This is a genomic window from Streptomyces sp. NPDC055099 (assembly GCF_053607685.1).
In genome coordinates this window covers 1-26,464 of the sequence record NZ_JBSGUA010000035.1, presented here as the reverse complement: position 1 = coordinate 26,464, position 26,464 = coordinate 1, and the positions used below count along the sequence as shown (strand labels likewise).

The 26,464-nt window shown below is 70.2% G+C and carries 25 protein-coding genes; 12 read left to right on the top strand and 13 right to left on the bottom strand.

Going from position 1 to position 26,464, the window contains the following annotated elements:
- Positions 1–14: 14 nt before the first annotated feature.
- Positions 15–2,621 (bottom strand): FHA domain-containing protein, encoded by a 2,607-nt coding sequence (locus ACWFRU_RS40435; RefSeq protein ID WP_453693561.1) that lies wholly within the window; start codon positions 2,619–2,621, stop codon positions 15–17.
- A gap of 264 nt (positions 2,622–2,885) precedes the next feature.
- On the opposite strand from ACWFRU_RS40435, the gene ACWFRU_RS40430 reads away from it, so the two are divergent.
- The gene (locus ACWFRU_RS40430) at positions 2,886–4,673 is read left to right on the top strand and encodes a streptophobe family protein (protein ID WP_453693559.1); all 1,788 of its coding nucleotides are present in this window, start codon (positions 2,886–2,888) and stop codon (positions 4,671–4,673) included.
- A gap of 100 nt (positions 4,674–4,773) precedes the next feature.
- Positions 4,774–5,988, top strand: coding sequence for a phosphoserine phosphatase SerB (gene serB / locus ACWFRU_RS40425; RefSeq protein ID WP_453693557.1), 1,215 nt, complete (start codon positions 4,774–4,776; stop codon positions 5,986–5,988).
- Between the two features lie 98 nt (positions 5,989–6,086).
- Here serB and ACWFRU_RS40420 read toward each other — a convergent pair whose 3' ends face one another.
- The 4 genes from ACWFRU_RS40420 to ACWFRU_RS40405 all read right to left on the bottom strand — a co-directional run bounded on the left by ACWFRU_RS40420 (position 6,087) and on the right by ACWFRU_RS40405 (position 8,589).
- Positions 6,087–6,605 (bottom strand): SixA phosphatase family protein, encoded by a 519-nt coding sequence (locus tag ACWFRU_RS40420; protein ID WP_453693555.1) that lies wholly within the window; start codon positions 6,603–6,605, stop codon positions 6,087–6,089.
- A gap of 88 nt (positions 6,606–6,693) precedes the next feature.
- Complete coding sequence (locus ACWFRU_RS40415) at positions 6,694–6,918, bottom strand: hypothetical protein (protein WP_453693553.1); 225 nt, start codon at positions 6,916–6,918, stop codon at positions 6,694–6,696.
- Between the two features lie 168 nt (positions 6,919–7,086).
- On the bottom strand, positions 7,087–7,203 hold the full coding sequence (locus tag ACWFRU_RS40410) for an SGM_5486 family transporter-associated protein (protein ID WP_263974370.1): 117 nt from the start codon (positions 7,201–7,203) through the stop codon (positions 7,087–7,089).
- An 81-nt stretch (positions 7,204–7,284) separates the two neighbouring features.
- Entirely contained in the window at positions 7,285–8,589 is a 1,305-nt protein-coding gene (locus tag ACWFRU_RS40405) for a CynX/NimT family MFS transporter (RefSeq protein ID WP_453693551.1), read from the bottom strand.
- A 130-nt stretch (positions 8,590–8,719) separates the two neighbouring features.
- Between ACWFRU_RS40405 and ACWFRU_RS40400 the strand changes: the two genes are divergently transcribed.
- A complete protein-coding gene (locus ACWFRU_RS40400; RefSeq protein ID WP_453693549.1) occupies positions 8,720–9,412 on the top strand; it encodes a FadR/GntR family transcriptional regulator in 693 nt (230 codons plus the stop codon).
- A gap of 34 nt (positions 9,413–9,446) precedes the next feature.
- Here the strand turns inward: ACWFRU_RS40400 and ACWFRU_RS40395 are convergent, their stop codons facing one another.
- From ACWFRU_RS40395 to fabG, 3 genes are all read right to left on the bottom strand, one after another.
- Entirely contained in the window at positions 9,447–9,782 is a 336-nt protein-coding gene (locus tag ACWFRU_RS40395) for a hypothetical protein (protein ID WP_453693547.1), read from the bottom strand.
- A 143-nt stretch (positions 9,783–9,925) separates the two neighbouring features.
- Positions 9,926–10,687, bottom strand: coding sequence for an enoyl-ACP reductase FabI (gene fabI / locus ACWFRU_RS40390; protein WP_363207922.1), 762 nt, complete (start codon positions 10,685–10,687; stop codon positions 9,926–9,928).
- 5 nt (positions 10,688–10,692) lie between these two features.
- Positions 10,693–11,412: a 3-oxoacyl-[acyl-carrier-protein] reductase gene (fabG, locus tag ACWFRU_RS40385; protein ID WP_453693545.1), complete on the bottom strand. Its 720-nt coding sequence runs from the start codon at positions 11,410–11,412 to the stop codon at positions 10,693–10,695.
- Between the two features lie 185 nt (positions 11,413–11,597).
- Between fabG and ACWFRU_RS40380 the strand changes: the two genes are divergently transcribed.
- From ACWFRU_RS40380 to tyrS, 3 genes are all read left to right on the top strand, one after another.
- Positions 11,598–13,121 (top strand): TldD/PmbA family protein, encoded by a 1,524-nt coding sequence (locus ACWFRU_RS40380; RefSeq protein ID WP_453693543.1) that lies wholly within the window; start codon positions 11,598–11,600, stop codon positions 13,119–13,121.
- Positions 13,118–14,512, top strand: coding sequence for a metallopeptidase TldD-related protein (locus tag ACWFRU_RS40375; protein WP_453693541.1), 1,395 nt, complete (start codon positions 13,118–13,120; stop codon positions 14,510–14,512). The genes ACWFRU_RS40380 and ACWFRU_RS40375 overlap by 4 nt, the downstream gene beginning before the upstream one ends.
- 89 nt (positions 14,513–14,601) lie before the next feature.
- Positions 14,602–15,870, top strand: coding sequence for a tyrosine--tRNA ligase (gene tyrS, locus ACWFRU_RS40370; protein ID WP_453693539.1), 1,269 nt, complete (start codon positions 14,602–14,604; stop codon positions 15,868–15,870).
- Between the two features lie 75 nt (positions 15,871–15,945).
- On the opposite strand, the gene ACWFRU_RS40365 is transcribed toward tyrS, so the two are convergent.
- Positions 15,946–16,221 (bottom strand): GlsB/YeaQ/YmgE family stress response membrane protein, encoded by a 276-nt coding sequence (locus ACWFRU_RS40365; RefSeq protein WP_453693537.1) that lies wholly within the window; start codon positions 16,219–16,221, stop codon positions 15,946–15,948.
- Between the two features lie 215 nt (positions 16,222–16,436).
- On the opposite strand from ACWFRU_RS40365, the gene ACWFRU_RS40360 reads away from it, so the two are divergent.
- Together ACWFRU_RS40360 and ACWFRU_RS40355 are read left to right on the top strand one after the other, a co-directional pair.
- Positions 16,437–16,826, top strand: coding sequence for a DUF3099 domain-containing protein (locus ACWFRU_RS40360; protein WP_453693535.1), 390 nt, complete (start codon positions 16,437–16,439; stop codon positions 16,824–16,826).
- A 189-nt stretch (positions 16,827–17,015) separates the two neighbouring features.
- Positions 17,016–17,231: a hypothetical protein gene (locus ACWFRU_RS40355; protein ID WP_363207929.1), complete on the top strand. Its 216-nt coding sequence runs from the start codon at positions 17,016–17,018 to the stop codon at positions 17,229–17,231.
- An 18-nt stretch (positions 17,232–17,249) separates the two neighbouring features.
- On the opposite strand, the gene moaA is transcribed toward ACWFRU_RS40355, so the two are convergent.
- The 3 genes from moaA to ACWFRU_RS40340 all read right to left on the bottom strand — a co-directional run bounded on the left by moaA (position 17,250) and on the right by ACWFRU_RS40340 (position 20,436).
- Complete coding sequence (moaA, locus tag ACWFRU_RS40350) at positions 17,250–18,257, bottom strand: GTP 3',8-cyclase MoaA (protein ID WP_453693533.1); 1,008 nt, start codon at positions 18,255–18,257, stop codon at positions 17,250–17,252.
- A gap of 179 nt (positions 18,258–18,436) precedes the next feature.
- Positions 18,437–20,071, bottom strand: a complete 1,635-nt coding sequence (locus ACWFRU_RS40345) for a solute symporter family protein (protein ID WP_453693531.1) — start codon at positions 20,069–20,071, stop codon at positions 18,437–18,439.
- Positions 20,068–20,436 (bottom strand): DUF485 domain-containing protein, encoded by a 369-nt coding sequence (locus ACWFRU_RS40340; RefSeq protein WP_453693529.1) that lies wholly within the window; start codon positions 20,434–20,436, stop codon positions 20,068–20,070. Before ACWFRU_RS40340 ends, ACWFRU_RS40345 begins: the two co-directional genes overlap by 4 nt.
- Before the next feature lie 328 nt (positions 20,437–20,764).
- On the opposite strand from ACWFRU_RS40340, the gene ACWFRU_RS40335 reads away from it, so the two are divergent.
- From ACWFRU_RS40335 to ACWFRU_RS40320, 4 genes are all read left to right on the top strand, one after another.
- Positions 20,765–22,300 carry a S8 family peptidase gene (locus tag ACWFRU_RS40335; RefSeq protein ID WP_453693527.1) on the top strand — a complete coding sequence of 512 codons (1,536 nt, stop codon included), beginning with the start codon at positions 20,765–20,767 and terminating at the stop codon, positions 22,298–22,300.
- 14 nt (positions 22,301–22,314) lie between these two features.
- Positions 22,315–23,898: a S8 family serine peptidase gene (locus ACWFRU_RS40330; RefSeq protein WP_453693525.1), complete on the top strand. Its 1,584-nt coding sequence runs from the start codon at positions 22,315–22,317 to the stop codon at positions 23,896–23,898.
- 69 nt (positions 23,899–23,967) lie between these two features.
- The gene (locus ACWFRU_RS40325; RefSeq protein ID WP_453693523.1) at positions 23,968–24,537 is read left to right on the top strand and encodes a hypothetical protein; all 570 of its coding nucleotides are present in this window, start codon (positions 23,968–23,970) and stop codon (positions 24,535–24,537) included.
- Between the two features lie 82 nt (positions 24,538–24,619).
- Positions 24,620–25,663 carry a CopD family protein gene (locus ACWFRU_RS40320; protein ID WP_453693521.1) on the top strand — a complete coding sequence of 348 codons (1,044 nt, stop codon included), beginning with the start codon at positions 24,620–24,622 and terminating at the stop codon, positions 25,661–25,663.
- On the opposite strand, the gene ACWFRU_RS40315 is transcribed toward ACWFRU_RS40320, so the two are convergent.
- On the bottom strand, positions 25,596–26,375 hold the full coding sequence (locus ACWFRU_RS40315; RefSeq protein ID WP_453693519.1) for a lysoplasmalogenase: 780 nt from the start codon (positions 26,373–26,375) through the stop codon (positions 25,596–25,598). The two genes, ACWFRU_RS40320 and ACWFRU_RS40315, sit on opposite strands and share 68 nt — an antisense overlap.
- Positions 26,376–26,464 lie beyond the last annotated feature (89 nt).

Here is a 26,464-nt window from a genome sequence, read left to right as displayed (position 1 = left end):
TTCCCGCGGGCCCGCTACTTGCGCATGACCTCCGGCTCGTGGCGGCGAAGGAGCCGTGCGACCGCGAAGCCGCAGGCGATGCCGATCAGGAGCAGGATCGTGATGTTCATGCCCCACTGGCCGGCCGTGTGCTCCCACAGCGGGTCGAGGTCGCCCGGCTTCTTCGGGTCCCACGGCGGCATGAGGTGGGCGAGGTCCAGCGTGGCGCCCGCACCGGCGATGGCCCAGCGCGACGGCATCAGCCAGGCGAACTGCTCCAGGCCGGGCGAGCCGTAGACCTGGAAGAGCACACCGGTGAAGACGACCTGGACGATCGCGAACATCACCAGGAGCGGCATGGTCTTCTCGGCGGTCTTCACCAGCGAGGAGATGACCAGGCCGAACATCATCGAGGTGAAGCCGAGGGCGATGATGACCAGGCAGATCTCGACGGCCGGGGGCAGGATCAGGCCCTCTTCCGGCAGATCGCGCGTCGCGAAGCCGATGCCGCAGATGATGACGCCCTGGAGGGCCGTGATCACGCCGAGGACGATGACCTTGGACATCAGGTACGCCGAGCGGGAAAGGCCGGTGGCCCGCTCCCGTTCGTAGATGACCCGTTCCTTGATCAGTTCTCGTACGGAGTTGGCCGCACCGGAGAAGCACATGCCGACCGCGAGGATCAGCATGATCGTTCCGGCGTCGCCGTTGAACTTGGACGGCGGCTTCGGCGGGGCGAGCCCGAACTCGGCGGGGATGACGACGCTGACGATGCCGAGGACCGCAGGCAGGATCACCATCAGGCCCAGGAAGCCCTTGTCGGAGGCGATCACCGAGGTGTAGCGGCGGATCAGGGTCCACAGCTGTGAGCCCCAGCCCTGCGGCTTGGGCGGCCTGATCGCCTGCGGCGGCGGCATGTGGACCGACTGGGCGGCCACAGCGTCGATGTCGGCGGCGTACATCTGGTAGTGCTGCGAGCCCTTCCAGCGGCCCGCCCAGTCGTAGTCGCGGTAGTTCTCGAACGCCGAGAAGACGTCCGCCCACGTCTGGTAGCCGAAGAAGTTGAGCGCTTCCTCCGGCGGACCGAAGTACGCGACCGAGCCGCCCGGCGCCATCACCAGGAGCTTGTCGCAGATCGCCAGCTCGGCGACCGAGTGCGTGACGACGAGGACCGTGCGGCCGTCGTCGGCGAGGCCGCGCAGGAGTTGCATGACGTCGCGGTCCATGCCCGGGTCGAGGCCGGAGGTGGGCTCGTCCAGGAAGATCAGCGACGGCTTGGTGAGGAGCTCGAGAGCCACCGACACGCGCTTGCGCTGGCCACCGGAGAGGGAGGTGACCTTCTTCTCCTTGTGGATGTCCAGCTTGAGCTCGCGCAGGACCTCGTCGATCCGCTGCTCGCGCTCCTGCTCGCTGGTGTCCGAGGGGAAGCGCAGCTTGGCGGCGTACTTGAGGGCCTTCTTGACGGTCAGTTCCTTGTGCAGGATGTCGTCCTGCGGGACCAGACCGATGCGCTGGCGCAGCTCGGCGAACTGCTTGTAGAGGTTCCGGTTGTCGTAGAGGACGTCGCCCTTGTTGGCGGGCCGGTAACCGGTGAGCGCCTTGAGCAGGGTGGACTTTCCGGAACCCGAGGGGCCGATGACCGCGATGAGCGACTTCTCCGGGACGCCGAAGGAGACGTCCTTGAGGATGTCCTTGCCGCCGTCGACCGTCACCGTCAGGTGGCGGGCGGAGAAGGAGATCTCACCGGTGTCGACGAACTCCTCGAGCCGGTCGCCGACGAGCCGGAACGTCGAGTGACCGACGCTGACGATGTCGTTCGGGCCGATGAGGGCCGTGCCCGACTTCGCGACCGGCTGACCGTTGATGTACGTGCCGTTGTGCGAGCCGAGGTCATGGATCTCGAAGCGGCCGTCCGGAGTGGCCGTGAACTCGGCGTGGTGCCGGGAGACCTGGAGGTCGGAGACGACCAGTTCGTTCTCCAGGGCGCGGCCGATGCGCATCTTGCGGCCGAGCGAGAGCTGGTGGAACGTCGTCGGGCTGCGGTCCCCGTAGACCGGCGGGGCCCCCGCGACACCGCCGGAACCCGCGCCGGGACCCTGCTGCTGCGGGACCTGCGGCTGCTGGGGCTGCTGGTGCTGAGCCGCCTGCTGCGGCTGCGGCCAGCCCTGCTGCTGGGGCATCTGCTGCTGCGCCTGGTACTGCGGCGCCTGCGGCTCAGGAGTCTTGGCGGCCCAGCCGGGCCCGCCCTGCTGCTGCGCGTGGTGCTGCGGTGCCTGGTGTTGCGGCGCCTGATGGGCCGGTGCCTGCTGGGCCGCCTGCTGCGGTGCGGACACGGCGGCGGCACCCGAGGCGCTGCCGGACACGTTCAGCCGCGGACCGTCGGTCGCGTTGCCGAGGTTCACGGCCGAGCCGGGGCCGATTTCCATCTGGTGGATCCGCTGGCCCTGCACAAAGGTGCCATTGGTGCTGCCGTGGTCCTCGATGACCCAACTGCGGCCGCTCCAGCTGATCGTGGCGTGACGCCAGGACACCCTGGCGTCGTCAAGCGCGAGATCCCCCTGCGGATCACGTCCGAGGGTGTACGACCTGGACGGATCGAGCGTCCAGGTCCTTCCATTCAATTCCAGTACGAGTTCCGGCACTCCAGCCCCACTGAGTTGTCCCCCGAGCTAGCCCCCGTCATGGGGAGTCTAGGGATGTCGAACATCGGGAGGAACTATTTCAGGCGGAGGCCTCTGACCGAAAGTCGGGCCTTGTGAAGACTGCGTACGGGCCTCCACGACCGCCCCGTTGACGGGGAAGAAACCGCCCCGGAGAGTAGTAACCGCCCATGAGTGCATACGGATCATGAGCATTGCGCACATCCCGCACCAATCGGGCGGCGCGGTGCGAGGCGGGGGGTCCAGATGGAGACCGGCGGGAAGCGGGCCGAAGGCCGGGGCGTGCGGTGGGGCGATGTGCTGCTCTCCGCGATTGCCGCCGTGAGCTGGGCTCTTGTCGGGATGGCCGGTACGGCGGCGCTCGGTCTGCATCTCCTCGGCGCGGACTCGGTGGGGTCCCTGGGGCCGATGACGGCTGCCGTGGTGGCGCTCGGCGCGGGTGGCTCGGTCACCCCCTCCGGTGACGTGTCGGCGTTCGGGCTGGACGGCGCCGAGGCGACCACCGCGATCGACGTCGCGCCGCTGGGCGTCGGGCTCGCGGGAGCGCTTCTCCTTGCGTATTTTTTCCTACGTTCCTTGCGCGGGGCGGGAGTTGTGATCACTCCGGCGGAACTGGCAGCGCGCGCGGGTGCGGTGATCGCCCTCTTTCTCGCGATGCTCGGGGGGCTCGCGTGGGCGGGTCACGACATCATCACGATCGACGGCGAGCAGCTGGGGATCGACAAGGGCATCGAGGAGGGCGTCGACCAGCTCCCCGATGACATCACGGACAAACTTCCCGACGGGCTCGGTGACATCGGCGGTCTGCTGCCCGACCGGCTCGGCGATCTCGCCCAGGCGAAGGCAGCCGTCGGATTCACCGTGGACATGGGTCCGACGCTGCTCGGGGGCGCGGTGTGGGTGATCGGTGTCCTGCTGATCGCGCTGCTCGCCTCGCGTCGTACGCCGCTGCCTGCCGGGTGGGGCGCCCTGCACCGCGTGGTGCGGCCCGCCGCGTCCGCGCTGGTCACGGTGGCGCTGGTGGCGGTGCTCGCCGGGCTCGCGGCGGCGCTGTACGCGATGATCGGCGACGCCAACCCCAAGCGGATCGCGGGCGCCGCGCTGCTCGGGGCGCCGAACGGGGTGTGGCTCGGGGTGCCGGTCGGGCTCTTCGTGCCGTGGGACGGGGAGGCGACAGGCGAGCTGGCCAAGCTCCTGCCGGACCCGATGGACGACCTCCTCACGGGTTCGGGCGCCGGGGGGGACGAGGCGGTGACGCTGGGGCGGCTCGCGGAGCTCGACAGCAGGGTCTGGCTCCTCGGGGTCGCGGCGGCACTGATGATCCTGTTCGCCGGGGTGCTCACCGCTGTCCGTACTCCTTATGTACGGGGTGAGACGGGCGCCCTGCGGTTCGCGGGGCAGTGCGCGGTGCGGCTCGGCGTCCTTACGGCGCTCGCGCTGCCGTTGATGGTGTGGCTGACGGGGGTGTCCGCGGACGCCTCGCTGTCGGTGCTCGGCTTCGACGCGTTCGGGGCGGGGATCGAGCTGCACGGACAGCTGGGGATGGCGTTCCTGCTGGGTGCGGCGTGGGGTGCCGGTGCGGGGGCGGTGGGAGCGTTGCTCGCGGTGGCGAGTGGGGCCGCGGGGGGCAGGGTTTCGCCGCTTGCGCTTGCGGGGGATGCGGCTGGGGTGGCGCCGTCGGCTGGGGCGGGTGCTCCTGGGGCCGGGGTCTCTGGGGCTGGTGTACCTGGCGCTGGCGTCCATGGGTCTGGAGCGCCTGGGGCTGCCGGGCCGTACAGTCCCGGTGCGCCCTTCCGGCCCTCGAACCCCGACACCAACCCCTACCTCCGGCCGCCGCGCGATGTGTCGGGGTCGCCGACGGTCATCGGGCCGGTCGCTCCGCCTCCGCAGCCGAAGCCACGGCCCCGCTCCTCGGGCAACGGCGACTGGCCGCCGCCTCCGCCACCGCCACCTCCGCCGCCGGGGCCTCGGGGTGGTCGGGATAGCCGGGGCGGTCGGGACGGTCGGAGTGGTCGGGACGGTGGGGGGCGGTAGTGCGGCGGTAGTACGGTAAGCCTCATCCGGGAGGAACAGGTGTCCGCCAAGCGGACCGGCGGCACGCGCCCGCGGAGCGCCGGATACCGTGGGCCTCACCATGAGCGCTTCGCAGCCCCCGCAGCCCGCCGATGTCCCCACGCTCCTCGTCAAGATCTTCGGCAAGGACCGTCCCGGAATCACCGCGGGCCTCTTCGACACCCTCGCCGCCTACTCCGTCGACGTCGTCGACATCGAGCAGGTCGTCACCCGTGGCCGCATAGTGCTGTGCGCGCTCGTGACCGAGCCGCCGGCCGGCCTGGAGGGCGACCTGCGGTCCACCGTACACAGCTGGGCCGACTCCCTGAAGATGCAGGCCGAGATCATCTCGGGCATCGGTGACAACCGCCCGCGCGGCCTCGGCCGCTCCCATGTCACCGTGCTCGGTCACCCCCTGACCGCCGAGTCGACGGCCGCCATCGCCGCCAGCATCACCTCGACCGGCGGCAACATCGACCGCATCTTCCGGCTCGCCAAGTACCCCGTCACGGCGGTGGAGTTCGCCGTCTCCGGCACGGAGACCGAGCCGCTGCGCACCGCCCTCGCCCTGGAGGCCGCGAAGCTCGGCGTGGACGTGGCCGTCGTCGCCGCGGGCCTGCACCGCCGCGCCCAGCGGCTCATCGTGATGGACGTGGACTCGACCCTCATCCAGGACGAGGTGATCGAGCTCTTCGCGGCGCACGCGGGCTGCGAGGACAAGGTCGCCGAGGTGACCGAGGCCGCGATGCGCGGCGAACTGGACTTCGAGCAGTCCCTGCACGCCCGCGTGGAGCTCCTCGCCGGGCTCGACGCCTCGGTCGTCGACAAGGTCCGCACCGAGGTCCGCCTCACCCCCGGCGCCCGCACCCTCATCCGCACGCTCAAGCGCCTCGGCTACCAAGTGGGCGTCGTCTCGGGCGGGTTCACCCAGGTGACCGACGATCTGAAGGAACGTCTCGGCCTCGACTTCGCCCAGGCCAACACCCTGGAGATCGTCGACGGCAAGCTCACCGGCAAGGTGACCGGGGAGATCGTGGACCGCGCGGGCAAGGCCCGGCTGCTTCGCCGCTTCGCCGACGAGGCCGGGGTCCCGCTGGAGCAGACCGTCGCGATCGGCGACGGCGCCAACGACCTCGACATGCTGAACGCGGCCGGGCTCGGGGTCGCCTTCAACGCCAAGCCCGTCGTCCGGGAGGCCGCACACACCGCGGTGAACGTTCCCTTCCTCGACACCGTCCTCTACCTCCTCGGTGTCACCCGTGAAGAGGTCGAGGCGGCGGACACGCACACCGACTGACGTCAGAGCGACGACGGCACGGCTTCTTCGTCGCGCCCTACACCGATGGCCCCCGTACCGCAGCGGTACCGGGGCCATCGGTGTATGTGCGTCAGAGGTCAGTCGGAGGGCGCCCAGTAGTCGGTGAGGGTGCCGACGCCCGGCTCCAGGGCCTTCCATGAGCCGGTGTACGTCAGGACGGCGAAGGCCGCGGTCGGGAAGCCGCGCCGGTCCATTCGCGTACGCGAGTCGCCCTCGGCCTTGCCCGCGAGGATGTCGGCGAGCCCCTGCACTCCGGGGTTGTGGCCGATCAGCACGACGTTCTGTACGTCGTCCGGGGTTTCGTTGAGCACGGCGATCAGCTCGCCCGGAGAGGCTTCGTACAGCCGCTCCTCGTAGACGGTCTTGGGCCTGTGCGGCAGCTCATGGACGGCGAGCTTCCATGTCTCGCGGGTCCTGGCGGCGGTCGAGCAGAGGGCCAGGTCGAAAGGGATGCCGCTGTCGGCGAGCTTGCGCCCGGCCACGGGGGCATCCTTGCGGCCGCGCTCCGCAAGGGGCCGTTCGTGGTCGGTCACCTGCGGCCAGTCGGCCTTCGCATGCCGGAAAAGGACAATCCTGCGGGGTTCTGCGACGCTCATGCGTCCCAGCTTCGCATGAAACCCGCCAGCGGGCGCAGGGAGTTGGTGTGCTGCCCCGCGACGGGTGACGGCGTCCGGCCGGGGCAGGTTACGAGGTCGTACGGAACACGGTCTCCTGGATGCGTTCGAGCACGTGCGTGACCACAGGATCGCCGCTCGCCGCGTGTGCGTCGGCGGGGTTCAGTATCAGCAGGAGCAGGGCCGCGAAGGCGACGGCGGGGAGGGCGATGGCCCACCACGGAAGCTGGATCTCGACGCTCGCGGAATCCTTCGGGGCTCCGGGGTGGCGCCGAGTGTGCGAACGGGCCGACATGCCGCCTCCGTGGTCTTCGAGTCCTGCGTGCCGCGTCCTCGCGGGCACATCTCGAAGGTACGGATTCGGCGACCCTCAGCACATCCGGTGATCCACCCACTTGACCCTGACACTGGCCCCCTAGGGGATGGTGGTGCTAACCCCACCATCGGCCCCGCCGGGGTCAGTTCACGGCGAGGCGATGGAGGCGATGATGCCGATGATCACGGTGATGGCCAGCATCGCTCCGAGCACGAGGAGCAGCTTCTTCTGGCCGTTCTGGGGGTTCGGGTCGAGCACTGGCATGGGGAGAGTCTCGCACCCTTTGTCCGCGGGGTCGCCGCCGGGGGTCCGAGGCTGCACCGTCGGGGCAGGTGGCCGCCGGGGTCAGGCGGCCGCCGCGACCTCGTCCTCGACCGTGCGGTTGCGGCCCGCCAGGATGCCCACCACGATCTGCGGCACCATCAGGCCCGCCATGAGCGCGATCGGCAGCCCCCAGCCGCCGCTGTGCTGGTAGAGCACGCCCACCAGGAGCGGCCCCGGGATCGAGATCAGATAGCCCGTGCTCTGCGCGAACGCCGAGAGCTTGGCGACGCCCACGCTGCTCTTGGCCCGCATGCCGACCATGGTCAGGGCCAGCGGGAAGGCGCAGTTGGAGACGCCGAGCAGCAGGGCCCAGGCCCAGGCGCCGCTCTCGGGGGCGAGGTAGAGGCCCGCGTATCCGGCGAGACCGCAGGCGCCGAGCACGACCACCACGGGGCCCTGGTTCGGCAGCCGGGTGGCCACCCGCGGGATGACGAAGGCCAGCGGGACGCCCATCGCCATGGTGACGGCGAGGAGCACGCCGGCCTCCCCCGCCGGGACCCCGGCGTCGCGGAAGATCTGCGGCATCCAGCCCATCGTGATGTACGCGGCGGTGGCCTGGAGCCCGAAGAAGCAGGCCAGCGCCCATGCCGTACGGCTGCGTGTGATGCGCAGTCCCGCGTCCTCCTGGCGCACCTCGGAGCTGACGTGCTCCGGGGCGGCCGACGCGGCGCTCTTGTCCCGGACGAGGGGCACCCACGGCACGACGGCGACGACGGCGAGCGCCGCCCACACCACGAGTCCGTTCTGCCAACTGCCGCCCAGCGCATCGGTCATGGGCACGGTGATGGCCGCGGCCAGCGAGGTGCCGAGGGCGAGCGCCATCGAGTAGAGCCCGGTCATCGAGCCGACCCGGTCGGGGAACCAGCGCTTGACGATCACCGGCATCAGGACGTTGCTGACCGCGATGCCCATGAGGGCGAGCGCGCTCGCGGCGAGGAAGCCGACGGTGCCGCCGAGGAAGGGGCGGATCGCCAGCCCCGTGGCGATGGCGACCATGCCCGCGCAGACGACCGCGCTGGGGCCGAACCGGCGGGCGAGCCGCGGTGCCATCACCCCGAAGATCGCGAAGCAGAGCGGCGGGACGGAGGTGAGCAGCCCGGCGAGCGTGCCGCTCATGCCGAGCCCGTCACGCACCTCTTCGAGGAGGGAGCCGAGGCTGGTGATGGCCGGACGGAGGTTGAGGGCGGCCAGGACGATGCCGACCATGACGAGACGCGTCGCCCACGCGCGCGTGGGGGGCTGTTTCTCAGCCGCCCCGGTGGCCGCGCCGGTGCGTGTCGGTGTCGTCTGTGTCGGTGTCATCGTCGTGGATTCCTCACTAGCCATGGAGCCATCATAGAATCATGGGATGATTGGCTGTCCAATCCGATCGCGTCACATCACCCGTAACCTCGTCCCGCACGGCCCCGCCCGTCATCTCGCGCCCCGCCCGCCATCTCGCGCACGAAGGAACGTCATGCCACTGACCACCCCTCACCGATCGGCGCTCTCCGAGCAGGTCATCGCCGAGCTGCGCAACCAGATCTCCACGGGCGAGTGGCCGGTCGGCTCCCGCATCCCCACCGAGCCCGAGCTGGTCGAGCAGCTGGGCGTGGCGCGCAACACCGTCCGGGAGGCGGTCCGCGCCCTCGCGCACAACGGCCTGCTCGACATCCGCCAGGGCTCGGGCACCTATGTGGTCGCGACCAGCGAACTGGCCGGCGTCATGCAGCGCAGGTTCGCCGAGACGGACCCGCGGCACATCGCGGAGCTGCGCAGCACGCTGGAGTCGAGCGCGGCGAAGCTGGCCGCGCAGCGCCGCACGGAGCGTGACCTCAAGCAGCTGGACACCCTCCTGCAGCGCCGCGAGGAGGCCTGGGCCTCGGGTGACGCCGAAGCCTTCGTGGCAGCCGACGCCACCTTCCACCTGGCCGTCGTGGCCGCGTCGCACAACGACGCGATGACGGCGATGTACGCCGACCTCGGCGAGGTGATGGTGGACTGGCTGCGCGAGGACATCGGCGAGGAGCTGACCCCCGAGAGCCACATGGACCACGCCCGGCTCGTCGACGCGATCCGCGAGAACGACGCGGAGGCGGCGGCCAAGGAGGCCGCGGGATATCCCTTCATGTGCCGCAGGGAACTCTTCGAGGACCCCACCCACCCCTGAATCCCCCAGCCCTCAAATCCCTCTCCCCCGGCCCTCACTTCTCGTGGCTGACCCAGACGGCCCGGATCTCCTTCCAGCACCGCCCCGTGAGCCGCACGGTCTGCGCGGGCCCCGCCTCGACGGCCACGCCGTCGCTGTCGATGTCCCACCACTGCTCGCACTCCACGTGCAGCCGCACCCGGTCGGTCTCCGGATACGGGTTGTGGCAGTGCACGACCGCGTCCGAGCCCTCGACGCTGGTGCGGCACTCCGCGCCGAAGGGCCGCGGTTCGGCGGCCTCCACGCGCGCGCGTGGAGGCTTCGCTCCTCCGACGGCGTGCGAGGCGGCGCCGTACGACAGGGCGATCAGCAGGGTGAGAGCGGCGAGCACCGCAGGAGATGACGGGCGCACACTTCAGGGTGCGCGGCCCTGCCCCGACCGCGCCTGGTCAGTGGGCCGAACGGGCGACGCCCCGCCTCCCGCGCGATGCGGGGGACGGGGCGTCAGGAACGTACAAACTGCCTGGTCGGACGTCAGGCACCCATCATGTGCACGCCGCCGTCGACGTGGATGATCTCGCCGGTCGTCTTCGGGAAGAAGTCCGAGAGCAGCGCGACGATGCCGCGGCCCGCGGGCTCCGGGTCGGCCATGTCCCAGTCCAGCGGGGAACGGGTGTTCCACACGTCGGCGAGGTCGGCGAAGCCCGGGATGGACTTGGCGGCCATGGAGCCGATCGGACCCGCCGAGATCATGTTGCAGCGGATGTTCTCCTTGCCCAGGTCGCGGGCGAGGTAGCGGCTCGTGGCCTCCAGGGCGGCCTTGGCCGGGCCCATCCAGTCGTACTTCGGCCAGGCGAACTGCGCGTCGAAGGTCAGCCCCACGACGGAGCCGCCGTTCGGCATCAGCGGACGGCACGCCATGGTGAGCGACTTCAGGGAGAACGCCGAGACGTGCATCGCCGTCGCGACGTCCTCGAAGGTCGCCTCGAGGAAGTTGAAGGCGCCCTGCGGGGCGAAACCGATGGAGTGCACGATGCCGTCGAGGCCGCCGAGCTCGTCCTTGACCAGGCCCGCGAGCCGGTCGAGGTGCTCCTGGTTGGTCACGTCGAGCTCGATGACCTTGGCGGGCTTGGGCAGCTTCTTGGCGATGCGCTCGGTGAGCGTGGGGCGCGGGAAGGCGGTGAGGATGATCTCGGCGCCCTGCTCCTGCGCGACCTTGGCCGCGTGGAACGCGATGGAGGACTCCATCAGCACGCCGGTGATCAAAATCTTCTTGCCGTCGAGAATTCCGCTCATGGTGATCAGTGACCCATGCCCAATCCGCCGTCAACGGGGATGACGGCTCCAGTGATGTACGACGCGTCGTCCGAGGCGAGGAACTTCACCGCGGCGGCGATCTCCTCGGGCTGCGCGTAACGGCCGAGCGGCACCTGCGCCATGATGTTCGACCGCTGTTCAACGGTCAGCGCCTTGGTCATGTCGGTGTCGACGAAACCGGGCGCCACGACGTTGAAAGTGAGGTTGCGCGACCCGAGCTCACGGGCCAGCGAGCGCGCGAAGCCGACCAGGCCCGCCTTGGAGGCGGCGTAGTTCGCCTGCCCCGGGCCGCCCATCAGGCCGACGACCGAGGAGATCAGCACGACGCGGCCCTTCTTGGCGCGCAGCATGCCGCGGTTGGCGCGCTTCACGACACGGAAGGTGCCGGTGAGGTTGGTGTCGAGGACGGACGTGAAGTCCTCCTCGGACATCCGCATGAGGAGCTGGTCCTTGGTGATCCCGGCGTTGGCCACCAGGATCTCCACCGGACCGTGCTTCTCCTCGATCTCCTTGTAGGCCTGCTCCACCTGCTCGGCGTCAGTGATGTCGCACTTGACGGCGAGGACTCCGAGCTCCGTGAGGGCCTGGGGCGGTTCACCCGAGCGGTAGGTGATCGCGACCTTGTCGCCGGCGTCGGCGAAGACGCGGGCGATGGCGAGGCCGATGCCCCGGTTTCCTCCGGTGACGAGAACCGAGCGGCTCAACGGATCACCCTTTCGATAGCGGTCTGGTACCTCGAAAACCTATCGGTACGGTGCTCCATACGGAGAATCGACGACCGACAGTGGCGTACCGGACTCCCTGTCGGGTCCCTACAGAAAACGCTGGCCGCCGGACCCTCACGCGCGACATGATCTGACCGACCGGTGCCGACAGCAGGGAGACACCCGTGCCTCATTCCATCGACGAAGCCTTCACGGCGCTGCCGCTCAGGGCTCTGGCCGACGCCGCGCTGGCCCGCGCGCGGGCCCTGGGGGCGGACCACGCGGACTTCCGTCTCGAGCGGGTACGCAGCGCGTCCTGGCGGCTTCGGGACGCCAGGCCGTCCGGCACGTCGGACACCACGGACCTGGGCTACGCGGTCCGTGTCGTGCACGGCGGCACCTGGGGATTCGCCTCCGGCGTCGATCTGACGATGGACGCGGCGGCCAAGGTCGCGTCCCGGGCCGTGGAGATGGCCAAGCTCTCGGCGAAGGTCATCAGGGCCGCGGGGTCGGACGAGCGCGTGGAGCTCGCCAGTGAGCCCGTGCACGCCGACAAGACGTGGGTGTCGGCCTACGAGATCGACCCCTTCTCCGTGCCGGACGAGGAGAAGAGCGGGCTGCTCGCCGAGTGGAGCTCGCGGCTGCTCGCCGCCGACGGCGTCTCGCACGTCGACGCCTCGCTGCTCACCGTGCACGAGAACAAGTTCTACGCGGACACGGCGGGGACGGTGACCACGCAACAGCGGGTCAGGCTGCACCCGCAGCTCACCGCGGTCGCGGTCGACTCGACGACCGGTGAGTTCGACTCGATGCGGACCGTCGCGCCGCCGGTCGGGCGCGGCTGGGAGTACCTCACCGGGACCGGCTGGGACTGGGACGCCGAGCTCGCGCGCATCCCGGAGCACCTCGCCGAGAAGATGCGGGCGCCGAGCGTGGAGGCCGGCTCGTACGACCTCGTGGTCGACCCCTCGAACCTCTGGCTGACCATCCACGAGTCCATCGGCCACGCCACGGAACTGGACCGCGCGCTCGGCTACGAAGCCGCGTACGCGGGGACGTCGTTCGCCACCTTCGACCAGCTCGGCAAGCTCGCCTACGGCTCGTCGATCATGAACGTGACGGGTGACAGGACGGCCGAGCACGGCCTCGCGACCATCGGGTACGACGACGAGGGCGTGGCCGGGCAGTCCTGGGACCTGGTGAAGGACGGCACCCTGGTCGGCTACCAACTGGACCGGCGCATCGCGAGGCTCACCGGTTTCGAGCGGTCCAACGGCTGCGCGTACGCGGACTCCCCCGGCCATGTGCCGGTGCAGCGCATGGCGAACGTGTCGCTCCAGCCGGATCCGGCCGGGCTCGGCACCGAGGATCTGATCGCGGGCGTGGACCGGGGCATCTACGTCGTGGGCGACCGTTCCTGGTCGATCGACATGCAGAGGTACAACTTCCAGTTCACGGGACAGCGCTTCTACCGCATCGAGAACGGCCGCGTCACCGGCCAGCTGCGCGATGTCGCGTACCAGGCGACGACCACCGACTTCTGGGGGTCGATGGCGGCGGTCGGCGGCCCGCAGACGTATGTGCTCGGCGGCGCCTTCAACTGCGGCAAGGCCCAGCCCGGCCAGGTCGCGGCGGTCTCGCACGGGTGCCCGTCGGCCCTGTTCCGAGGCGTGAACATCCTCAACACGACGCAGGAGGCGGGTCGATGAGCTCTCGTACGAACAAGCCGCACGAGATCGTCGAGCGTGCCCTCGAACTGTCCACCGCCGACGGCTGCGTCGTCATCGCCGACGAGCACTCGACCGCGAATCTGCGCTGGGCGGGCAACGCCCTCACGACGAACGGCGTCACCCGCGGCCGCACCCTCACCGTCGTCGCGACCGTCGACGGCAAGGAAGGCACCGCGTCCGGCGTCGTCTCGCGCTCGGCGGTGACCGCCGCCGATCTCGAACCCCTGGTCCGCGCCGCCGAGCACGCCGCGCGCGGCGCCGGTCCCGCCGAGGACGCGCAGCCGCTGGTGGCCGGGAGCAAGGAGTCGTCGAACTTCAGGGACGCACCCCTGGAGACGTCCTCCACGGTCTTCGACGACTTCGCCCCCGCGCTCGGCGAGGCGTTCGCCACCGCCCGCGCGGGCGGACGCGAGCTGTACGGCTTCGCGAACCACGAGCTCGTGTCGAGCTACCTGGGGACGTCGACGGGCCTGCGCCTGCGGCACGACCAGCCCAACGGCACCCTGGAGCTCAACGCGAAGTCCCCCGACCGCACGAAGTCGGCGTGGGCGGGGCGTGCGACCCGGGATTTCAAGGACGTCGACCCGGCGGCGCTCGACGCGGAGCTCGCCAAGCGCCTGGGGTGGGCCCAGCGGCGCGTCGACCTGCCCGCGGGGCGGTACGAGACGCTGCTTCCGCCGACCGCCGTCGCCGACCTGCTGATCTACCAGCTGTGGTCGGCGTCGGCCAGGGACGCGGCCGAGGGCCGGACGGTGTTCTCCAAGCCGGGCGGCGGCACCCGCGTCGGCGACCGCCTTGCCGAGCTGCCCCTGACGCTGCGCAGCGACCCGAACGAGCCGGGCCTGGAGTCCGCGCCGTTCGTGCTCGCGCACGCCTCGGGCGGTGACTCCTCCGTCTTCGACAACGGGCTGCCGCTGGCCGCCACCGAGTGGGTGCGCGCGGGCGAGCTGGCGAACCTGACCAGCACCCGGCACAGCGCGAGCCTCACCGGTCTGCCGGTGGCCCCGGCCATCGACAACCTCATCCTGGACGGCGGCTCCGACCGCACCCTGGAGGAGATGGTCGCGGGCACGGAGCGCGGTCTTCTCCTGACCTGCCTCTGGTACATCCGCGAGGTCGACCCGGCGACCCTGCTGCTCACCGGCCTCACCCGGGACGGCGTCTATCTCGTCGAGAACGGCGAGGTGGTGGGCGAGGTGAACAACTTCCGCTTCAACGAGTCGCCGGTGGACCTGCTCGGCCGCGCCTCGGAGGCCGGGCGTACGGAGAAGACACTGCCCAGGGAGTGGGGCGACTGGTTCACCAGGGCCGCGATGCCCGCGCTGCGCGTACCCGACTTCAACATGAGCTCGGTCAGCCAAGGCGTGTGACGCCCATAGACTGGCCGGTGCCAGCCGGTACCGGCCAGCAGCCTCAAGCCTTTCGACCGGCCAGAAACCTTTCAAGGAGACACAAGACCGTGACGGACATCGTCGACGAGCTGAAGTGGCGGGGCCTTTTCTCCCTGTCCACGGACGAAGATGCACTGCGCAAGGCGCTCGCGGACGGCCCCGTCACGTTCTATTGCGGCTTCGACCCGACCGCGGCCAGCCTGCACGTCGGGCACCTGGTGCAGGTCCTCACCGTCCGCAGGCTCCAGCAGGCGGGCCACCGCCCGCTGGCGCTGGTCGGCGGCGCCACGGGCCAGATCGGTGACCCGCGGCCGACCGCCGAGCGCACCCTGAACGACCCGGAGACGGTCGCGAACTGGGTGGCCCGGCTGCGCTCGCAGATCGAGCCGTTCCTGTCCTTCGAGGGCGAGAACGCCGCGGTGATGGTCAACAACCTGGACTGGACCGCGGGCATGTCCGCGATCGAGTTCCTGCGGGACATCGGCAAGCACTTCCGCGTGAACAAGATGCTGACCAAGGACTCGGTGGCCCGCCGCCTGGAGTCCCAGGAGGGCATCTCGTACACGGAGTTCAGCTACCAGCTCCTCCAGGGCATGGACTTCCTGGAGCTCTACCGGCGCCACGGCTGCACGCTGCAGACCGGTGGCAGCGACCAGTGGGGCAACCTCACCGCGGGCATCGACCTGATCCACCGCCTGGAGCCGGACGCGGCGGTGCACGCCGTCGGCACGCCGCTGATGGTCAAGGCGGACGGCACCAAGTTCGGCAAGTCCGAGAGCGGCGCCGTCTGGCTCGACCCCGAGATGACCACGCCGTACGCGTTCTACCAGTTCTGGCTGAACGTGGACGACCGGGACGTCTCGACGTACATGCGCATCCTGAGCTTCAAGTCCCGCGAGGAGCTCGAGGAGATCGAGAAGCTCACCGAGGAGCGCCCGCAGGCCCGCGCCGCCCAGCGCGCGCTCGCCGAGGAGCTGACGACGCTGGTGCACGGCGCCGACCAGTGCGCCGCGGTCATCGCCGCCTCCAAGGCCCTGTTCGGTCAGGGTGAGCTGGGCGACCTCGACGAGGCGACGCTGAGCGCGGCCCTCTCGGAGCTACCGCGTGTCCAGGTCGCCGAGCTCGGCCCGGTGGTGGACCTCCTCGCGGAGGTCGGCCTGGTGGCGAGCAAGTCGGCGGCCCGGCGCACGGTCAAGGAGGGCGGTGCCTACGTGAACAACACGAAGGTCGCCTCCGAGGACGCCGTCCCGTCCCGCGACGAGCTGCTGCACGGGCGCTGGCTCGTGCTGCGCCGCGGCAAGAAGAACCTGGCGGCCGTCGAGGTCACGGCAGGCTGACCCGCGTTCCCGTTTGCGCACGAGAGGGGCCGGCCCGAAGGGACCGGCCCCTCTCGCATGCCGTGTTCACGCAGGTCAGGCGCGTTGCCTGTTGCCCTTGATCATCTTGTACGCCATGTCTCCGACGCCCACGACGACGAGTGCCGCCACGAGCTGCAGGGCGTGTCGACCCCAGTCGATGCCCTTGGTGTCATCGATGCCGAACGCCGAGGCAAGCGAGTTGCCGATGATCGCGCCGATGATGCCGAAGATCGTGGTCAGCCAGAGCGGACTGTGCTGCTTCCCGGGCAGGATCGCCTTGGCGATCAGCCCCAGCACGAATCCCACGATGATGGCCCACAACCAGCTCATAGCTGCCTCCTCATTCGGCTCAACATGAGCATTACGGCAAGTCTCGACCGATCCTCCATACGGCGCATGTCGGGCACCCCCATACGTGGCATGACGCAGACAGGACACCGAGAAGAGGCCTGCCCCGGTCTCGAAGGCTGCGCAGCCCCGGCGTAACGTGGAGCGCGTCCGGGCCGGGGAGCGCCCGGCTTCTTGTGAGCAGGCGGTGGAATGTGATGCGGAAGCAGAGCGGCGCCCAGGTCTTCCGGATCACAGGGGCCCGGCAGTCACTCGCGGACGACGTGCGGGGCAGGCAGCGGCGGTACGTGATCTCGATGTCGATCCGTACGCTTTCGGTCATTGCCGCGGCGGTCCTGTGGAACGTCGAGCGGCATGTCGCCCTCGTCGCACTGGTGCTCGGCATCCTCCTGCCGTACATCTCCGTCGTGATCGCCAACGCCGGGCGGGAGAACATCCCCTCCCTGCCGTCGACCTTCGTACCGGCGCCGTCCCGGCCGATGCTCGCGCCGCCGCCCCCGCGCGAGGAGTCCGCGGAACCCGTCCCGGAAGCCGGCGCGGGCCCCGTGCCGGGTGAGCCCAACGCTCCGTCAGGCCATCAGAACTGACCGTCGACGATGCGCCAAGCTCAAGAAAAGCTCAGATCAATCATGTGGTTCCGGTGCCAGGCACCGGGTCCCCCGTGACATACTTCGTACGCGCTCCGCATCCCCCGTCGGAGCGACAGACCGACGCCGGGCAGCTCCCCCCGTGGCTGCTCGGCGTCGCCTTGTTTTGAACGCACTTGGACGTCATTCGTGAGCGACGAAACACCGATCTGTTCCGCCAAGGGCTGCCGCGCCGCCGCCGTGTGGGTGCTGGCGTGGAACAACCCGAAGATCCACACGCCGGAGCGCCGCAAGACGTGGCTCGCGTGTGAGGAACACCGCGAGCACCTCTCTCAATTCCTGGGCGTACGCAGCATGTTGAAGGACGTCGTGCCGCTCGCCGAGTGGGAAGCCCCGGAGAGCTAGCGCGCGCCAGGGCGAGCCCTAGCCGCCGATCGCCGACATCGGGCGGTCGGGCTGCAGGAACGTCGGGTCGTCGAGGCCCGAGCCCGCCTTCTTGCCCCACATCGCGAGCTTCCAGATGCGGGCGATCGCCTCGTCCGAGCCGTCCTCGCTGTCCTCGCCGTCGGCCCGCAGGGCCGCCCTCAGGTCGGTCTCCTCGGTGGCGAACAGGCAGGTGCGGACCTGGCCGTCCGCCGTCAGCCGGGTGCGGTCGCAGGCCGAGCAGAACGGGCGCGTGACGGAGGCGATGACGCCGACGCGATGCGGTCCGCCGTCCACGAGCCAACGCTCGGCCGGTGCGGAGCCGCGCTCGCCGGAGCCCTCTTCGGTGAGCTCGAAGCGCGTACGCAGCGACTGCAGGATGTCACCCGCGGTGATCATGCCGTCGCGCTTCCAGCCGTGCTGGGCGTCCAGGGGCATCTGCTCGATGAAACGCAGTTCGTAGTCGTTCTCGACGGCCCAGGCGAGGAGGTCCGGGGCCTCGTCGTCGTTCAGGCCCGGCATCAGGACCGTGTTGACCTTGACCGGGGTCAGGCCGGCGTCACGGGCCGCCTCAAGGCCCTCCAGGACGTCCTTGTGGCGGTCGCGGCGGGTGAGGGTCTTGAAGACGTCGGGGCGCAGGGTGTCCAGGGAGACGTTCACCCGGTCGAGGCCCGCGGCCTTGAGGGCGGCGGCGGTGCGCTTGAGCCCGATGCCGTTCGTCGTCAGGGACATCTTGGGGCGCGGCTCCAGCTGGGCGCAGCGCTCGATGATGCCGACCAGGCCGGGGCGCAGGAGCGGCTCACCGCCGGTGAAGCGGATCTCGGTGATGCCGAGCCGCGTCACGGCGATCCGGATGAGGCGGACGATCTCGTCGTCGCTGAGGAGCTCGGACTTGGACAGCCATTGCAGGCCCTCTTCGGGCATGCAGTACGTGCACCGCAGATTGCACTTGTCGGTCAGCGAAACCCGCAGATCGGTGGCCACTCGGCCGTAGGTGTCGATGAGCACGTGGGCCCCCTCCCTGATCCTGTTCAGCCGTTCGGTTCAGATGACACGAGCCTACGTGACGGGACTGACAGCGAGGGGGGCCCGATCCCACGAGGAGCGGTGCGGCCGCGTCGTAGAGATCTACCAACGATCTACGACGCGGCCGCTGACGTGCGTGTTTCAGGTGGAACGCAGGCGGATCAGTGGGCTCCGGTTCCCGTCAGGGACCGTACCTCCAGCTCCGCGTACTTGCCCTTGTCGGCCTTCTCCTTCGACAGGACCGTGCCGAGCCAGCCGAGCAGGAAGCCCAGCGGGATGGAGATCAGGCCCGGGTTCTCCAGCGGGAAGAAGTCGAAGTTGGCGTCGGGGAACATCGAGGTGGGCTTGCCGGAGACGACCGGCGAGAACAGCACCAGGCCGACGGCCGCGATCAGTCCGCCGTAGATGGACCAGAGCGCGCCCTGCGTGGTGAACCGCTTCCAGAACAGGCTGTAGAGGATCGTCGGCAGGTTCGCGGAGGCCGCTACGGCGAAGGCGAGGGCCACCAGGCCCGCCACGTTGAGGTCACGGGCCAGGGCGCCGAGCGCGATGGAGACGATGCCGATGAAGACGGTCGACCAGCGAGCGGCCTTCATCTCCTCCTTCTCGGTGGCCTTGCCCTTGCGGATCACGTTGGCGTAGATGTCGTGCGCGAACGAGGACGACGAGGCCAGGGTGAGACCCGCGACGACCGCGAGGATCGTGGCGAAGGCGACCGCGGAGATCACGGCGAGCAGGATCGCGCCGCCGGCGGAGTCGCCACCGCCGCCGATCTCCAGGGCGGCGAGCGGTGCCGCGGTGTTGCCCGCCTTGTTCGAGGCGATGATGTCGCCGGGCTTGAGCAGCGCGGCGGCGCCGAAGCCGAGGACGATCGTCATCAGGTAGAAGGAGCCGATGATGCCGATCGCCCAGTTCACGGACTTACGCGCGGCCTTGGCGGTCGGCACCGTGTAGAAGCGGATCAGGATGTGCGGCAGGCCCGCCGTGCCGAGCACCAGGGCGATGCCGAGCGAGAGGAAGTCCAGCTTCGAGGTGCCGCTCGCGCCGTACTTGAGGCCGGGCTCCAGGAAGGCCGAGCCCTTGCCGCTGTTGGAGGCGGCGGTGCCGAGCAGGTCGGAGACGTTGAAGTTGAACTTCAGCAGGATCAGGAAGGTGATCAGGACGGTGCCCGCGATGAGCAGCACGGCCTTGACCATCTGCACCCAGGTGGTGCCCTTCATGCCGCCGATGGTGACGTAGACGATCATCAGGACGCCGACGAGGGCGACGATCAGGATCTTGCCCGCGTCGCTGGTGATGCCGAGCAGCAGCGAGACCAGGACACCGGCGCCCGCCATCTGCGCGAGCAGGTAGAAGATCGAGACGACGATCGTGGAGGTGCCCGCCGCGGTGCGCACCGGGCGCTGGCGCATGCGATAGGCGAGCACGTCGCCCATCGTGTACCGGCCGGAGTTGCGCAGCGGCTCGGCGACCAGGAGGAGCGCCACCAGCCAGGCGACCAGGAAGCCGATGGAGTAGAGGAAGCCGTCGTACCCGAAGAGGGCGATGGCGCCCGCGATGCCGAGGAAGGACGCGGCGGACATGTAGTCGCCGGAGATCGCCAGACCGTTCTGGAAACCGGTGAACTGGCGGCCGCCCGCGTAGAAGTCGGCGGCGCTCTTGGTCTGGCGCCCCGCCCAGACGGTGATGAAGAGGGTCGCGACGACGAAGGCCGCGAAGAGGCTGATGATCAGCGCCCGGTGCTCGGAGGCGTCGGACGCCGCCGCCAGGACAGTGGTGTTCAGCGCGGGGCTCATGCGCCGGCCTCCATACGGGACTTGATCGCCTCGGACTTGGGGTCGAGCTTCGCGGCGGCGTGGCGCGAGTAGAACCAGGCGATGAGGAACGTGGTCAGGAACTGCGCGAGGCCGAGGACCAGGGCGACGTTGATGTTGCCGAACAGCTTGGTGCCCATGAAGTCGCCCGCGTAGTTCGAGAGCAGGACGTACGCGAGGTACCAGAGGATGAAGGCGACGGTCAGCGGGAAGGCGAACGAGCGGTGTGCCTTGCGGAGTTCACCGAACTCGGGACTCGCTTGCTCCTGGAGGAATTCTTCCGTGGACGGCGCGTGCGGGGCGGGGGCTACTCCGTCCTTGGACGGTGGGGATGCTTCGGGGGCCACGGAGTCTTCTCCTCGTGGTGCGGGTGCGGTGGGGACGGACAGCTGATCCATTGGCTCTCTTCGATCCAGCAGTGACGCGGATCACGTGAGCCACGGATGGCGATGCTAAGGCCACGGGACGTGATCCGACAGGGGTCGATGTTGCTTCCGTTACCTGTTCAACGTCTCGACGGCGCGCCCGGCGCGGTGTGTTGGATCGTTTTCTTCCGGAATCCATTGCTGGCCTGGGAGTTCGGGGGATAGCTTCACCCTGCACAGCCCGTCATGTACCTGCCCGATCACTTGGTGTGTTCGGGCAGTTCACGTATCCGGATGATGTGGAGATCCCATGGCTCATCTGCGTTCCAGACGTCGCATCGCGCTCACCGTGCCCCTCGGCATCGCGCTCGCGGCGTCGGTCGGCTTCGCTCCCGGTGTCGCGACCGCGGCCCCCGACGCCCCCGCCACCGCGTCCGCGAAGGCCGAGGCCCCGAAGCTGGCCTACGTCGTCAACACCCGCACGGACTCCAAGACGATCGCGTACGTCAAGCGGGCGATCGCCAAGGCGGACGGCACCGTCGTCGTCGCCTACCCGAAGATCGGCGTGATCGTCGCCCACTCCGCGAACCCCGACTTCGGCAAGCAGCTGCGCAAGGTCAAGGGCGTGCAGTCCGCGGGCGCGACACGCACCTCGCCCCTGACGGCGGCGGGCACCACGGAGGAGGGCGCCCCGACCCTCCTGTCGAAGTCCGAGGCCAAGGCGCTCAAGGCGCAGGCCCCTTCGGCCGCCGAGCCCCTCGAAGCCGACCAGTGGGACCTGCGCGCGATAGGCGCCGACAAGGCAGCCAAGATCAACCCGGGCAGCAAGAAGGTCACCGTCGGCGTCATCGACACCGGAGTCGACGACACCCACCCGGACCTCGCGCCCAACTTCTCGGCCTCGCAGTCGGCGAGCTGTGTCGGCGGCAAGGCGGACACCTCGGCCGGCGCCTGGCGTCCGGAGAAGCCCGACCACTACCACGGCACGCACGTGGCCGGCGAGATAGCCGCCGCCCGCAACAACGTGGGCGTCGCGGGTGTCGCCCCCGGCGTGAAGGTCGCCGGCATCAAGGTGGCCGACCCGGTCAGCGAGCTGTTCTACCCGGAGAGCGTCGTCTGCGCGTTCGTGTTCGCCGCCGACAAGGGCATCGAGATCACGAACAACAGCTACTACGTGGACCCGTGGCTCTACAACTGCATGGACGACCCGGACCAGCGGGCCATCGTCGACGCGGTCAACCGTGCCCAGCTGTACGCCCAGAAGAAGGGCACCCTGAACCTCGCGTCGGCGGGCAACTCCAACCACGACCTCGCCGCCGACGAGATCCTGGACGACTCCAGCCCGGACGACTCGACGCCGGTGCCGCGCACCATCGACCCGTCCGAGTGCTTCGACCTCCCGACGCAGCTCCCGGGTGTGGTCACGGTCAGCGCGACGGGCGTGCAGGACCTCAAGTCGTACTACTCCACGTACGGCAAGGGCGTCATCGACGTCGCGGCCCCCGGCGGCGACAAGTACCAGATCCCGGCCGACACCCCGTCGAAGAACGGCCGCATCCTCTCCACGATGCCGGGCAACGAGTACGGCTGGCTGCAGGGCACCTCGATGGCCTCGCCGCACGCCTCGGGCGTGGCCGCGCTCCTGAAGTCGACGCACCCCAAGGCGAGCCCCGCCGAGTTGCAGCGCCTTCTCAAGAAGCAGGCCGACAACCCGGGCTGCCCGACGACGCCGTACGACCCGGACGGTGACGGCAAGGTCGACGCGGTCTGCGAGGGCGGCAAGAACAAGAACGGCTTCTACGGCAGTGGGATCGTCGACGCGCTCGACGCCGTGAAGAAGAAGTGAGGGGCGCGCGCACCATGACCGCACCCTTCACGCGCTCCCGCCGCGTGCTCGCACTCCCGCTCGGCATGGCGGTGGCCTCGGCCGTCGCCTTCCTGCCGGGCACGGCGTCGGCACAGCCCGACGCCGCGGCCCGTCCCGGCGCCCCGGTGTCGTCGGCCGTGTCCGCCCTGGGCTCGCTCACGGACGGCACGTCGATGAGTTACGTCGTCAACGTCCGCGCCGGACACGGTGGTTCACCGTCCGCCAAGACGACGGCGTACGTGAAGAGGGCCATCGCCAAGGCGGGCGGCAAGGTCGTGATCGCGTACGACAGGATCGGCGTGATCGTCGTCCACTCGTCGGACGCGGACTTCGCCAGGAAGATCCGCGGGGCGAAGGGCGTCGCGTCGGCGGGAGCCACTCGTACGGCTCCGCTGTCCGCGCAGTCCGACGACGCCCTCGAGGCCGACCGGCCCCTGACCGCCGCCGAGGCGGAGCAGGCGGCCGGGGAGGCGGGCGCGGGCCAGGACGAGCTCGAGCCGCTCCAGTGGGACCTGCCCGCCATCAAGGCGGACAAGGCCCACAAGGAGTCGCTCGGCAGCTCCAGGGTCACCGTCGGCGTCCTGGACTCCGGCGTGGACGACACGCACCCGGACATCGCGCCGAACTTCGACGCGAAGGCGTCCGCGAGCTGTCTGGGCGGCGTGCCCGTGCAGAAGGACAGCGCGTGGCGTCCGGTGAGCGGGGAGAGCGACCACGGCATGCACGTGGCGGGCACCATCGCCGCCGCGAAGAACGGCACCGGCGTCACCGGTGTCGCTCCGGGCGTGAAGGTGGCGAGCCTGAAGGTGGCCGAGCCGGCGACCGGCATGTACTACACGGAGGCCGTCGTCTGCGGCTTCATGTGGGCGGCCGATCACGGCGTCGACGTCACCAACTCCAGCTACTACACCGACCCGTGGCTGTTCAACTGCAAGACGGACGACGACCAGAAGGCCCTGGTCGACGCCGTCGGGCGGGCCACCCGGTACGCGGAGCGCAAGGGCGCGGTGAACGTCGCGGCGGCAGGCAACGCCAAGACGGACCTCGCGCAGGACGAGATCGTCGACGACTCCAGCCCCGACGACACGACGCCCACGGAGCGGGTCATCAAGACCGCGGACTGCCTCGACCTTCCGTCGCAGCTTCCGGGTGTGGTGACCGTCTCGGCCACGGGTGCGAAGGGCATCAAGTCCTCGTACTCGAACTACGGCAAGGGCGTCATCGACATCGCCGCGCCGGGCGGTGACTCGACGCGGTTCCAGACGCCGGACGCACCGGCCACGGACGGCCGCATCCTGTCGACGCTGCCGGGCGGCAAGTTCGGCTACAAGGCGGGTACGTCGATGGCGTCACCGCACGCCGCGGGCGTCGCCGCGCTCATCAAGTCGGCCCACCCGTACGCGTCTTCGTCGACGGTGAAGGCGCTGCTCTACGGCGGGGCCGACGCCATGAAGTGCACCGACCCGTACGACATCGACGCCGACGGCAAGGTCGACGCGGTGTGCGAGGGCGGCAAGAACAGGAACGGCTTCTACGGCGTGGGCATGATCGACGCGCTTGACGCCGTGCGGAAGTAGCCCTCCTGCGCGAGGAGTCGGGCCGGGCGGTCGCTGACCGCCCGGCCCTTCGCGAGAGGATCTCGTTCCATGTATGAGTACAAGGACTCCCGGTTCGTCCAGACCGGCACGGAGCACTGGGTGGCGGCGCCCGTCCGCCCCCGGTGGCGGCTGGTGCTCGGATTCGTCGGCATGATCGCGTACATACCGGTGTGGTGCGTCCTCGCGGTGGTGGTGATCGCCGGGGTCATCGTGGTCCTGTTGCTCGCGGAGATCGCCGAGGCGGCGAGCAGCTCGGGCGGGAGGAAGCTCAACGCCCTGTCGGACCGCATGCTGGCGCGCCTCCGGCTGCCGGGCTGGTGCGTGACCTGGCCGGAGATGCGCCATGAAGGGGACACGGCGTACCACCGCGCGCGGGTCGACGAGGTCATCGGCGGCTGGACGGCCCGGGCGTCGGCGCCCCGTGGGCCGGACAAGCCGCTCTGGCCCGTCGAGTGTGAGATCCCGTGGAGCGTCTACCGCGGTGTGGGCGGCCACTACGTGGTCGAGACCGCGACCGCCCAGGGGTGGGAGCTGCGGCCGTCGGACCCGCAGACATCGGTCAGGCTGTGGTGGTCCGCGGCCACGCGGGGGGAAACCGGCACGGACACGGTGGGGTAGGCGGCCTGTCGGGCGGAATGGGGAGCCGCCAGTTGTTTGCCAGGACTTGCCCGGTTAGGGGGTGCCTGGTGAAGATCATGTGGTGAGTTCCATACAACCGTCCGCCGATCCCGGTGGCGAAGCCCCGGGTGGCGCTGCGGCCGCCTCGCATCGCGCACCGCGCCGCCCCTCGACGGGGCATGCCGTCGCCGTGCTGATCCTGGTGGCCGTCGCCGCCGCCGTCCCGCTGCTCGGCCCCTCGGCGGCGCTGAACGGCACCGGGGAGGCGAAGGCGCCCGGCACGGCCGGGATCACCTTCTTGCGGACGGTCATGTTCGCCGCGCTCTGCGTGCAGTTGGGCGAGGTGTACGCGATCCGGCTCGCGCGCCGCGTTCCGGGGGCGCCGCTGGACCGTGAGCCGCGCAGCTGGGCGGCGTACGCGGCGGGCGCGGGCCTGGTCGCGGCGCTCGGCCTGGCTTCGGTGGTGGCCACCGGCAATCTGGTCCCGCACCAGCCCTCCGACATGGACATCGGCGGCCTCTACGCGACGCGGGACGGCAGGCTGGCGCTCCTGGAGGTCAACGCCTTCATCGTGGCGCTGCTCTGCTCGCGCTCGCGCCGCCCCTCCACCGCCGCGCTCCCGCTGGGCGCGGTGATCGTGGCGGAGGCGCTGCGGGCCCACCCCCCGGTGGAGGACACCCCGCTCATCGGCACCGGCCTGACTCTGGTGCATCTGACCTGCGGGGTGCTGTGGGCGGGCGGCCTGCTGCAGGTCCTTCGGATGCTGCGGCTGTGGCGGACGTTCGCCCCGGAGGCGGGCGCGGCGGTACTGGGGCTCTACGCGCGCGTGGCGGCCGTGTTCCTCGCCGCGATCACGGTGACGGGCGTCTTCAGCACGCTGCGGCGGATGCCGCCGGGCACGGTCGTCGACCAGCTGACGGAGACGGCCTACGGACGCACGCTGCTCGCCAAGGTGCTCCTCGTGGCGGCCGTGGCCGTCCTGGCGCTGCTCGCGCGCCGACGGCTGCGCAGGGCCCCCGATCCGGTCTCGGCGTACTCCCCCGCGCGCTGGGAGGTCATCATGCTCGGGTTCGTGGTGGCGGTGTCGGCTCTGCTGACGGCGTTGCCGCTGCCGATTCGTTGGTGAGCCGCTGAGCTGTTCGGGGGTGCTGGGGCTGCTGGTGCTGCGCCGCCAATACGCCGCGGACCAGCAGGAACTGGGCGGCGATGTAGGTGAGCATGATCCAGAAGTCGGGGCGCGGGGCCTGCGGCCACTCGGCGACGCCGGTCGCGATGAGCGTGTCCGACAGGAGGAACAGCGCGCCGCCGGCCGCCGCGGTGAGGCCCAGCCTCGTGGCGCCGAACGCCATCGCCGTGAGCAGGAGGCTGTAGCCCGCCACCGGTCCGCGCATGTCCGGCGGGAGGTCCGGCCACAGGAGGGCGACCGTGACGACGAGGGCGGTGGCGTACGCGGCCACCAGGCAGGCTCCACGCGCGCGTGACGTGCCGCGGCGGGTGAAGCCGTGACGCGCGAAGCCGTGACGCTTGAAGAGGATCAGGTAGCAGACGTGGCCCGCCGCGAAGGAGCCCATTCCCGCCAGGAACGCGGCGTCCGCGTCGAAGAGCAGGAGCGTGTCGCCTCCCCAGCCGAAGAGCAGGGCCACGGTCAGCAGGCGCGGGCCCTTGACCGTGACCACGTACGCCGCCAGGAGCGGCATCAGCAGCGGCTTGAAGACCGCGTGCGCCGCGTCCGAGTTCGCCAGCAGTGCCACCAGGTCACCCGCCGCCGCCAGGGCGAACGCGGCCAGGAGCAGCTTGGCGGCCGCCGAGCGCCTGCCCGCCCCGAGGCCAGGGCTCATGCCGCCCTACCTTCTTTCGCACGGCCCAATCGTTCGCGACGATGGGGTCGCGCGAGCGGGGTGGGGATGGATTTCATGCTGGCTGCCGT

Excerpts from the sequence above, each read along its gene's own strand:
- ACWFRU_RS40430 (WP_453693559.1), top strand. The coding sequence starts at position 2,886 with ATGGAGACCGGCGGGAAGCGGGCCGAAGGCCGGGGCGTGCGGTGGGGC.
- serB (WP_453693557.1), top strand. The coding sequence starts at position 4,774 with ATGAGCGCTTCGCAGCCCCCGCAGCCCGCCGATGTCCCCACGCTCCTC.
- ACWFRU_RS40420 (WP_453693555.1), bottom strand. The coding sequence starts at position 6,605 with ATGAGCGTCGCAGAACCCCGCAGGATTGTCCTTTTCCGGCATGCGAAG.
- ACWFRU_RS40415 (WP_453693553.1), bottom strand. The coding sequence starts at position 6,918 with ATGTCGGCCCGTTCGCACACTCGGCGCCACCCCGGAGCCCCGAAGGAT.
- ACWFRU_RS40410 (WP_263974370.1), bottom strand. The coding sequence starts at position 7,203 with ATGCCAGTGCTCGACCCGAACCCCCAGAACGGCCAGAAGAAGCTGCTC.
- ACWFRU_RS40405 (WP_453693551.1), bottom strand. The coding sequence starts at position 8,589 with ATGGCTAGTGAGGAATCCACGACGATGACACCGACACAGACGACACCG.
- ACWFRU_RS40400 (WP_453693549.1), top strand. The coding sequence starts at position 8,720 with ATGCCACTGACCACCCCTCACCGATCGGCGCTCTCCGAGCAGGTCATC.
- fabI (WP_363207922.1), bottom strand. The coding sequence starts at position 10,687 with ATGAGCGGAATTCTCGACGGCAAGAAGATTTTGATCACCGGCGTGCTG.
- ACWFRU_RS40375 (WP_453693541.1), top strand. The coding sequence starts at position 13,118 with ATGAGCTCTCGTACGAACAAGCCGCACGAGATCGTCGAGCGTGCCCTC.
- ACWFRU_RS40365 (WP_453693537.1), bottom strand. The coding sequence starts at position 16,221 with ATGAGCTGGTTGTGGGCCATCATCGTGGGATTCGTGCTGGGGCTGATC.
- ACWFRU_RS40360 (WP_453693535.1), top strand. The coding sequence starts at position 16,437 with ATGCGGAAGCAGAGCGGCGCCCAGGTCTTCCGGATCACAGGGGCCCGG.
- ACWFRU_RS40345 (WP_453693531.1), bottom strand. The coding sequence starts at position 20,071 with ATGAGCCCCGCGCTGAACACCACTGTCCTGGCGGCGGCGTCCGACGCC.
- ACWFRU_RS40335 (WP_453693527.1), top strand. The coding sequence starts at position 20,765 with ATGGCTCATCTGCGTTCCAGACGTCGCATCGCGCTCACCGTGCCCCTC.
- ACWFRU_RS40330 (WP_453693525.1), top strand. The coding sequence starts at position 22,315 with ATGACCGCACCCTTCACGCGCTCCCGCCGCGTGCTCGCACTCCCGCTC.
- ACWFRU_RS40325 (WP_453693523.1), top strand. The coding sequence starts at position 23,968 with ATGTATGAGTACAAGGACTCCCGGTTCGTCCAGACCGGCACGGAGCAC.
- ACWFRU_RS40315 (WP_453693519.1), bottom strand. The coding sequence starts at position 26,375 with ATGAGCCCTGGCCTCGGGGCGGGCAGGCGCTCGGCGGCCGCCAAGCTG.